Here is a 9,853-nt window from a genome sequence, read left to right on the forward strand (position 1 = left end):
AAAGTGTAGGAGGAATTATATGAATCAAAGTTCTCTTAATCGTAAAAACCGATATGGTATTAGAAAATTTACCATTGGTGTTGCTTCGGTAGCTATTGGATCAGTTTTATTTGGTATTACTCCGGCTTTAGCACAAGAAACTACAACTAATATTGATGTAAGTAAGGTAGAAACTTCTTTAGAAAGTGGAGCACCTGTATCAGAACCTGTAACTGAGGTAGTTTCTGGTGACTTAAATCACCTAGATAAAGATTTAGCTGATAAATTAGCTTTAGCGACTAATCAAGGAGTTGATGTTAATAAGCATAATTTGAAGGAAGAAACCTCGAAACCAGAAGGAAACTCTGAACATCTTCCTGTAGAGTCCAATACAGGAAGTGAAGAAAGTATAGAGCATCATCCAGCAAAAATTGAAGGTGCAGATGATGCAGTCGCTCCTCCACGTGATTTTTTTGCCAGAGAGTTGACAAATGTAAAAACTGTTTTTGAAAGAGAGGATCTGGCTACCAATACTGGGAATGGGCAGAGAGTTGATCTAGCAGAAGAATTGGATCAGTTGAAACAACTTCAAAATGCTACCATTCATATGGAGTTTAAACCAGATGCCAATGCACCTCAATTTTATAATCTTTTCTCTGTATCAAGTGATAAGAAGAAAGATGAATATTTTAGTATGTCTGTGAACAAAGGGACTGCAATGGTGGAAGCACGTGGTGCTGATGGAAGTCATTTTTATGGCAGTTATTCAGATGCACCTCTTAAAATAAAACCAGGACAATGGAATTCAGTTACTTTTACGGTAGAGAGACCAAAAGCAGATCAGCCAAATGGGCAGGTTCGTTTATATGTAAATGGAGTTTTATCTAGAACGAACACGAAATCAGGTCGCTTTATTAAAGATATGCCAGACGTCAATAAAGTACAGATTGGAGCTACTAGAAGAGCAAACCAAACAATGTGGGGGTCGAATCTTCAAATCCGTAATCTAACTGTATATAATCGTGCTCTAACCATCGAGGAAGTAAAAAAACGTAGCCAATTATTTGAAAGAAATGATTTAGAGAAAAAATTACCTGAAGGCGCTGAAGTTACTGAAAAGAAAGATATTTTTGAGAGTGGGAGAAATAACCAGCCAAATGGTGAAGGAATTAATAGTTACCGAATTCCAGCTTTATTAAAAACAGATAAGGGAACCTTGATCGCTGCGGGTGACGAACGACGTTTACACCATTTTGACTATGGTGATATTGGTATGGTAATTCGTCGCAGTCAAGATAATGGAAAGACTTGGGGAGATAAACTAACTATTTCTAATCTTCGCGATAATCCAGAAGCTACTGATAAGACTGCTACATCACCCCTTAATATTGATATGGTTCTAGTTCAAGATCCAACGACAAAACGGATTTTTTCAATTTATGATATGTTTCCAGAAGGGCGAGCTGTTTTTGGAATGCCAAATCAACCTGAAAAAGCTTATGAAGAAATAGGAGATAAAACTTATCAGGTTCTTTACAAACAAGGGGAGACGGAACGATATACACTAAGAGATAATGGTGAGATTTTCAATTCACAAAATCAAAAAACAGACTATCGAGTCGTGGTTAATCCTACAGAGGCTGGATTTAGAGATAAGGGAGATCTTTATAAAAATCAAGAATTAATTGGAAATATCTATTTTAAACAAAGCGATAAAAATCCATTCAGAGTAGCGAATACGAGCTATTTGTGGATGTCATATAGCGATGATGATGGAAAAACATGGTCTGCTCCAAAAGATATCACACCAGGTATTCGGCAAGACTGGATGAAATTCCTTGGAACAGGTCCTGGAACAGGAATTGTACTACGCAATGGCGCTCATAAAGGACGTATTTTAGTGCCAGCCTATACAACGAACAATATTTCGCATTTAGGCGGATCACAGTCTTCACGTTTGATTTATTCAGATGACCATGGACAAACTTGGCATGCTGGAGAGTCACCAAATGATAATCGACCTGTTGGAAATAGCGTTATCCATTCATCAAATATGAATAAAAGTAGTGCTCAAAATACAGAATCAACGGTTCTGCAATTAAACAATGGGGATGTAAAACTCTTTATGCGTGGATTGACTGGAGATCTTCAGGTTGCTACCAGTAAAGATGGTGGGGTTACTTGGGAGAAGACAATCAAACGTTATCCAGAAGTAAAAGATGCCTATGTTCAAATGTCAGCTATTCATACGATGCATGATGGTAAAGAGTACATTCTTCTTAGCAATGCTGCTGGACCAGGCCGTGAACGTAAAAATGGTTTAGTTCACTTGGCTCGTGTTGAGGAAAATGGTGAGCTAACTTGGTTAAAACACAATCCAATTCAGAATGGAGAATTTGCTTATAATTCATTGCAAGAGTTAGGTGGTGGTGAATACGGCTTATTGTATGAACATCGTGAAAATGGACAGAACTATTATACTTTATCCTATAAAAAATTTAATTGGGATTTTGTGAGTAAGGATTTGATTTCTCCGACAGAAGCAAAAGTTAGCCAAGCTTATGAGATGGGGAAAGGTGTTTTTGGTCTAGAATTTGATTCAGAAGTCCTGGTAAATCGAGCACCTATTTTGCGATTGGCGAATGGAAGAACAGCTGTTTTCATGACTCAGTATGATAGCAAAACTCTTTTATTTGCTGTAGATAAGAAAGATATTGGACAAGAAATTACTGGTATAGTTGATGGCAGTATTGAAAGTATGCATAATTTGACAGTCAACCTTGCTGGAGCAGGAATTCCTGGTGGGATGAATGCTGCGGAGAGTGTCGTGCATTATACTGAAGAATATACAGGTGCTTTGGGAACATCAGGTTTAGAAGGAGCTCCAACAATATCTGTTCCAGAATATGAAGGAGGAGTAAATTCAGAACTTGCCCTTGTTTCGGAGAAAGAAGATTATCGAGGAGGAGTAAATTCTGCTTCTTCTGTTGTAACAGAGGTTCCAGAGTATACTGGTCCTCTATCAACAGCAGGCTCAGAAGACGCTCCAACGGTATCAGTTCTAGAATATGAAGGAGGAGTAAACATTGACTCTCCGGAGGTAATAGAGGTTCCAGAATATAAAGAGCCAATAGGTACATCAGGATATGAGCTAGCTCCAACTGTTGACAAACCAGCATATACTGGAACTATAGAGCCATTAGAAAAAGAAGAAAATTCAGGAGCAATTATAGAAGAAGGAAACGTAAGTTCTATCACAGAAAACAATAATAAACCATTAAAAAATAACAATGTTACTACTAGTTCTATCATTTCAGAATCTTCCAAATTAAAACATACTTTAAAAAATGCAACAGGAAGTGTTCAAATTCACGCTTCAGAAGAAGTGTTGAAAAATGTTAAAGATGTTAAAATTCAAGAAGTTAAAGTCAGTTCTTTAAGTTCATTAAACTATAAAGCATATGATATCCAATTGAATGATGCAAGTGGTAAAGCTGTTCAGCCTAAAGGAACAGTAATTGTTACTTTTGCAGCGGAGCAGTCTGTGGAGAATGTTTATTATGTTGACTCTAAAGGAAACTTACACACACTTGAATTCCTACAAAAAGATGGGGAGGTCACTTTTGAGACAAATCATTTTAGTATATATGCTATGACTTTCCAACTTTCTTTGGATAATGTGGTACTTGATAATCATAGGGAAGATAAAAATGGTGAGGTTAATTCAGCATCTCCTAAGTTGTTATCAATAAATGGACACTCGCAATCTAGTCAACTGGAAAATAAAGTAAGTAATAATGAGCAGTCCAAGTTACCAAATACAGGTGAGGATAAGTCGATATCAACAGTTTTGCTAGGTTTTGTGGGTGTTATTTTAGGAGCCATGATTTTCTATAGACGAAAGGATAGTGAAGGTTAGTTATAAAATAATAGATATTACTTTTAAAAAGAAAATAAACCAGTCTAGAGTTCAGTAAAAAGATGGGAATTCTAGACGGGTTTTGAATTAATTGATAAAATTACAATTATATTCAATACATTTTGAGACAATTAGGGATTTCTTCTTATTTTATAAGGGTTGTTTATAATCATATCATTTAAATATAAAAAACATTAATATATTTGGTATAGAAAGTAATTTCTTGATAATGTGTTATATAAAATATTTATAAAAGTATATTCTATCGTACAACAAATATTGAAAGCGCTTCAAAAAAGGTATATAATGGGTTCATAAAACAAGGAAAATGAGGCATAAGTAAGACACGTTATAAGACACGTTATAAGATATGTAATAAATAATTTTCTTGGAGTTTATCATAGGTAAGAAACGGAGACAAATTCTTAATAGAATTGAGAATTAACATATCGTAAATTATATATTTTTAAAATAGGGAGTGTGGTGCTGCTATATATAAATAAAAATTTGTAGAAAGGAGGATACGGTATGATTATTACAAAAATTAGTCGTTTAGGAACTTATGTGGGAGTAAATCCACATTTTGCAACATTAATAGATTTTCTAGAAAAAACAGGACTAGAAAATTTAACAGAAGGTCCGATTGATATCGATGGTGATCGATTGTTTGGGAATTGCTTTACTTATCTAGCAGATGGTCAAGCAGGGGCTTTCTTTGAAACACATCAAAAATATTTGGATATTCATTTAGTTTTGGAAAACGAAGAAGCCATGGCTGTTACGTCGCCGGAAAATGTAAGCGTTACCCAAAAATATGATGAAGAAAAAGATATTGAATTATACACAGGGAAAGTGGAACAGTTAGTTCATTTGAGAGCTGGCGAATGCCTCATCACTTTTCCAGAAGATTTACATCAACCGAAGGTTCGTATAAATGATGAACCTGTGAAAAAAGTTGTCTTTAAAGTTGCGATTTCTTAATGTAGAAAGGGAAGAACAATGAAAAAAATGAGAAAGTTTTTATGTCTAGCTGGAGTTGCTTTAGCAGCCGTTGCCTTGGTGGCTTGCTCAGGAAAGAAAGAAAATACAGCTGATACTGAACCACCGACAGAATTATCTGGTGAGATTACGATGTGGCACTCCTTTACTCAAGGACCACGTTTAGAAAGTATTCAAAAATCAGCAGATGCTTTCATGCAAAAACATCCAAAAACGAAAATCAAGATTGAAACATTTTCTTGGAATGACTTCTATACTAAATGGACTACAGGTTTAGCAAATGGAAATGTGCCAGATATCAGTACAGCCCTTCCTAACCAAGTAATGGAAATGGTAAACTCAGATGCTTTGGTTCCGCTAAACGATTCTATCAAGCGTATTGGACAGGATAAATTTAACGAAACTGCCCTAAATGAAGCAAAAATTGGAAATGATTACTACTCTGTTCCTCTTTATTCACATGCACAAGTCATGTGGGTTAGAACAGATTTGTTAAAAGAACATAATATTGAGGTTCCTAAAACTTGGGATCAACTCTATGAAGCTTCTAAAAAATTGAAAGAAGCTGGAGTTTATGGCTTGTCTGTTCCGTTCGGAACAAATGACTTAATGGCAACACGTTTCTTGAACTTCTATGTTCGTAGTGGTGGTGGAAGTCTCTTGACAAAAGATCTTAAAGCAGATTTGACAAGCCAACTTGCTCAAGATGGTATTAAATACTGGGTTAAAATGTATAAAGAAATCTCACCTCAAGATTCTTTGAACTTTAATGTCCTTCAACAAGCTACCTTGTTCTACCAAGGAAAAACAGCATTTGACTTTAACTCTGGCTTCCATATTGGAGGGATTAATGCCAACAGTCCTCAATTGATTGATTCGATTGATGCTTATCCTATTCCAAAAATCAAAGAATCTGATAAGGACCAAGGAATTGAAACCTCAAACATTCCAATGGTTGTTTGGAAAAATTCAAAACACCCAGAAGTTGCTAAAGCATTCTTAGAATCACTTTATAATGAAGAAGACTACATTAAATTCCTTGATTCAACTCCAGTAGGTATGTTGCCAACTATTAAGGGAATTAGCGATTCTGCAGCCTATAAAGAAAATGAAACTCGTAAGAAATTTAAACATGCTGAAGAAGTGATTACTGAAGCTGTTAAAAAAGGTACTGCTATTGGTTATGAAAATGGACCAAGTGTACAAGCTGGTATGTTGACTAACCAACACATTATTGAACAAATGTTCCAAGATATCATTTCAAATGGAACAGATCCTATGAAAGCAGCAAAAGAAGCAGAAAAACAATTAAACGATTTATTTGAGGCTGCTCAGTAGATGTAAAAGACTAGAAAATAGGTGGGCTAGTGAGCTGAAAAGCCCTAGCCCAATCTTGTAAAAGAAGGGAGAAGGAGAATGGTTAAAGAACGTAATTTAACTCGCTGGATATTTGTTTTGCCAGCTATGATTATCGTAGGATTACTCTTTGTTTATCCGTTTTTCTCGAGTATTTTTTATAGCTTTACCAATAAGCATTTGATTATGCCTAATTATAAATTTGTTGGTTTAGCTAACTATAAAGCTGTGCTATCAGATCCCAACTTCTTTAATGCGTTCTTTAATTCAATTAAGTGGACCGTTTTCTCATTAGTTGGTCAAGTTTTAGTAGGGTTTGTATTGGCTTTAGCTCTTCACAGAGTACGCCACTTCAAGAAATTATATAGGACCTTATTGATTGTTCCTTGGGCATTTCCTACCATCGTTATTGCCTTTTCTTGGCAGTGGATTCTAAACGGGGTTTATGGTTACTTACCTAATCTCATCGTAAAATTAGGTTTAATGGAACATACGCCTGCATTTTTGACAGATAGTACATGGGCATTCCTATGTTTGGTGTTTATCAACATTTGGTTTGGAGCGCCGATGATTATGGTTAATGTGCTTTCAGCTTTGCAAACAGTACCAGAAGAACAATTTGAGGCTGCTAAGATAGATGGTGCTTCAAGTTGGCAAGTGTTCAAATTTATCGTCTTTCCACATATTAAAGTGGTTGTAGGGCTTCTAGTTGTTTTGAGAACTGTATGGATCTTTAATAACTTTGACATTATCTACCTAATTACTGGTGGTGGACCAGCCAATGCTACAACGACACTTCCAATTTTTGCCTACAACCTAGGTTGGGGAACTAAATTGTTGGGTCGTGCTTCAGCAGTTACAGTATTGCTCTTTATATTCTTGGTGGCAATTTGCTTTATCTACTTTGCTATCATCAGTAAGTGGGAAAAGGAGGGTAGAAAATAATGAAGAAGAAATCCGGTATTTATTTAGATATTCTCTCACATGTACTCTTGATTGGTGCGACCATCGTTGCAATTTTCCCATTGGTATGGATTATCATATCTTCTGTCAAAGGTAAAGGGGAATTAACTCAGTATCCAACACGATTTTGGCCTGAACAATTTACATTAGATTATTTCACTCATGTTATCAACGACTTGCACTTTATTGATAATATTCGAAACAGTTTGATTATTGCCTTAGCTACAACCGTTATTGCGATTATTATTTCGGCTATGGCAGCCTATGGTATTGTTCGATTTTTCCCTAAATTGGGAGCAATCATGTCGAGACTACTCGTCATTACCTACATTTTCCCACCAATTTTGTTAGCAATTCCCTATTCAATTGCCATTGCTAAAGTTGGATTAACAAATAGTTTATTTGGCTTGATGATGGTTTATCTATCTTTTAGTGTTCCATATGCAGTTTGGCTCTTAGTTGGATTTTTCCAAACAGTTCCAATTGGAATTGAAGAAGCAGCTAGAATTGATGGTGCAAATAAATTTGTTACTTTTTATAAAGTTGTACTACCGATTGTAGCACCAGGTATTGTAGCAACAGCTATTTATACATTTATCAATGCTTGGAATGAATTCCTGTATGCTTTGATTTTGATTAACAATACAGGAAAGATGACAGTAGCAGTAGCCCTTCGTTCACTTAATGGTTCAGAAATCCTAGACTGGGGAGATATGATGGCAGCATCTGTTATTGTAGTTCTTCCATCAATCATTTTCTTCTCTATCATCCAAAATAAAATTGCAAGTGGATTATCAGAAGGATCTGTAAAATAAGTTAAAATTAGAAAGTTTATTCAATAATAAAGGAGAAAAACATGGTTAAATATGGTGTTGTTGGAACAGGATATTTTGGGGCTGAGTTAGCTCGTTATATGCAAAAGAATGATGGAGCAGAGATTACTCTTCTCTATGATCCAGATAATGCAGAAGCAATTGCAGAAGAATTGGGAGCAAAAGTAGCAAGCTCCTTAGATGATTTGGTTTCTAGCGATGAAGTAGATTGTGTTATTGTCGCAACTCCAAATAATCTTCATAAAGAACCAGTTATTAAGGCTGCACAACATGGTAAAAATGTTTTCTGTGAAAAACCAATTGCGCTTTCTTATCAAGATTGTCGCGAGATGGTAGATGCATGTAAAGAAAACAATGTAACCTTTATGGCAGGACATATTATGAATTTCTTTAATGGTGTTCATCATGCAAAAGAACTAATTAATCAAGGAGTTATTGGAGACGTTCTATACTGTCACACAGCTCGTAATGGTTGGGAAGAACAACAACCATCAGTATCATGGAAAAAAATTCGTGAAAAATCAGGTGGTCACTTGTATCACCATATTCATGAATTGGATTGCGTGCAATTCCTTATGGGGGGAATGCCTGAAACTGTAACCATGACAGGTGGAAATGTAGCCCATGAAGGTGAAAATTTCGGTGACGAAGATGATATGATTTTTGTAAATATGGAATTTTCTAATAAACGTTTTGCCTTGTTAGAATGGGGTTCAGCTTATCGTTGGGGTGAGCATTATGTCTTGATTCAAGGAACGAAAGGTGCCATCCGTTTAGACTTATTCAACTGTAAAGGAACTCTTAAGCTAGACGGACAAGAAAGTTATTTCTTGATTCATGAATCGCAAGAAGAAGATGATGACCGTACTCGTATCTATCATAGTACAGAGATGGATGGAGCAATTGCTTATGGTAAACCAGGTAAACGTACTCCATTATGGTTATCATCTGTCATTGATAAAGAAATGCGCTATCTGCATGAGATTATGCAAGGAGCTCCAGTATCAGAAGAATTTGCAAAATTGTTGACAGGTGAAGCTGCTCTCGAAGCAATTGCTACTGCAGATGCTTGTACCCAATCTATGTTTGAAGATCGTAAAGTAAAATTGTCAGAAATTGTAAAATAAATTTTGGTATTCTCCTATTATAGGTCGACTAGCTCTTCTGAAAGTACTTTTAGAGGAGCTGTTTGACTTGGCTAGTTTTTGAAACTGAAATCTATTCTACTACAAAGTATTGAAAGCGCTTCACAAATAATATATAATAAACTCATAAGAACAAAGAAAAGGAGGAAAGAGGATGCCACAGATTACTAAAGAAGCCTTGATTGCCCAAATCAAAGATGGGATCATCGTTTCTTGTCAGGCCCTTCCTCACGAACCGCTTTATACAGAAGCGGGAGGAGTCATTCCCTTGCTGGTCAAAGCGGCTGAGCAAGGTGGAGCAGTTGGTATTCGGGCAAACAGTGTTCGCGATATCAAGGAAATCAAGGAGGTTACCAACCTTCCAATCATTGGGATAATCAAACGAGATTATCCACCGCAAGAACCCTTCATCACAGCTACTATGAAAGAAGTTGATGAATTGGCAGAACTCGACATTGAGGTGATTGCTCTGGATTGTACCAAGCGTGAACGCTACGATGGTTTGGAGATTCAAGACTTCATTCGTCAGGTTAAGGAGAAATATCCAAACCAGCTCTTGATGGCTGATACAAGTACTTTTGAAGAAGGACTAGCAGCTGTTGAGGCAGGAATTGACTTTGTCGGAACAACCTTATCAGGATACACATCTTACAGTCCAA

General features: G+C 36.2%; 7 protein-coding genes. All 7 read left to right on the top strand.

Going from position 1 to position 9,853, the window contains the following annotated elements; translation table 11 throughout:
• Positions 1-19: 19 nt before the first annotated feature.
• Positions 20-3,898: an SIALI-17 repeat-containing surface protein gene (locus RYK12_RS03355; RefSeq protein ID WP_261220943.1), complete on the top strand. Its 3,879-nt coding sequence runs from the start codon at positions 20-22 to the stop codon at positions 3,896-3,898.
• A gap of 528 nt (positions 3,899-4,426) precedes the next feature.
• Positions 4,427-4,879, top strand: a complete 453-nt coding sequence (locus tag RYK12_RS03360; RefSeq protein ID WP_084888752.1) for a YhcH/YjgK/YiaL family protein — start codon at positions 4,427-4,429, stop codon at positions 4,877-4,879.
• A gap of 18 nt (positions 4,880-4,897) precedes the next feature.
• The gene (locus tag RYK12_RS03365; protein ID WP_084888750.1) at positions 4,898-6,235 is read left to right on the top strand and encodes an ABC transporter substrate-binding protein; all 1,338 of its coding nucleotides are present in this window, start codon (positions 4,898-4,900) and stop codon (positions 6,233-6,235) included.
• Between the two features lie 78 nt (positions 6,236-6,313).
• Positions 6,314-7,198, top strand: a complete 885-nt coding sequence (locus RYK12_RS03370; protein WP_000237988.1) for a carbohydrate ABC transporter permease — start codon at positions 6,314-6,316, stop codon at positions 7,196-7,198.
• Entirely contained in the window at positions 7,198-8,031 is an 834-nt protein-coding gene (locus tag RYK12_RS03375; RefSeq protein WP_000730332.1) for a carbohydrate ABC transporter permease, read from the top strand. The genes RYK12_RS03370 and RYK12_RS03375 overlap by 1 nt, the downstream gene beginning before the upstream one ends.
• 41 nt (positions 8,032-8,072) lie before the next feature.
• Positions 8,073-9,176, top strand: a complete 1,104-nt coding sequence (locus tag RYK12_RS03380; RefSeq protein ID WP_314846949.1) for a Gfo/Idh/MocA family oxidoreductase — start codon at positions 8,073-8,075, stop codon at positions 9,174-9,176.
• Between the two features lie 172 nt (positions 9,177-9,348).
• On the top strand, positions 9,349-9,853 hold a 505-nt coding region (locus RYK12_RS03385; protein ID WP_314846951.1), incomplete at its 3' end, for a putative N-acetylmannosamine-6-phosphate 2-epimerase.

Source organism: uncultured Streptococcus sp., from assembly GCF_963518475.1.
Taxonomy (GTDB): Bacteria; Bacillota; Bacilli; order Lactobacillales; family Streptococcaceae; genus Streptococcus.

Excerpts from the sequence above, each read along its gene's own strand:
- RYK12_RS03355 (WP_261220943.1), top strand. The coding sequence starts at position 20 with ATGAATCAAAGTTCTCTTAATCGTAAAAACCGATATGGTATTAGAAAA.
- RYK12_RS03360 (WP_084888752.1), top strand. The coding sequence starts at position 4,427 with ATGATTATTACAAAAATTAGTCGTTTAGGAACTTATGTGGGAGTAAAT.
- RYK12_RS03365 (WP_084888750.1), top strand. The coding sequence starts at position 4,898 with ATGAAAAAAATGAGAAAGTTTTTATGTCTAGCTGGAGTTGCTTTAGCA.
- RYK12_RS03370 (WP_000237988.1), top strand. The coding sequence starts at position 6,314 with ATGGTTAAAGAACGTAATTTAACTCGCTGGATATTTGTTTTGCCAGCT.
- RYK12_RS03375 (WP_000730332.1), top strand. The coding sequence starts at position 7,198 with ATGAAGAAGAAATCCGGTATTTATTTAGATATTCTCTCACATGTACTC.
- RYK12_RS03380 (WP_314846949.1), top strand. The coding sequence starts at position 8,073 with ATGGTTAAATATGGTGTTGTTGGAACAGGATATTTTGGGGCTGAGTTA.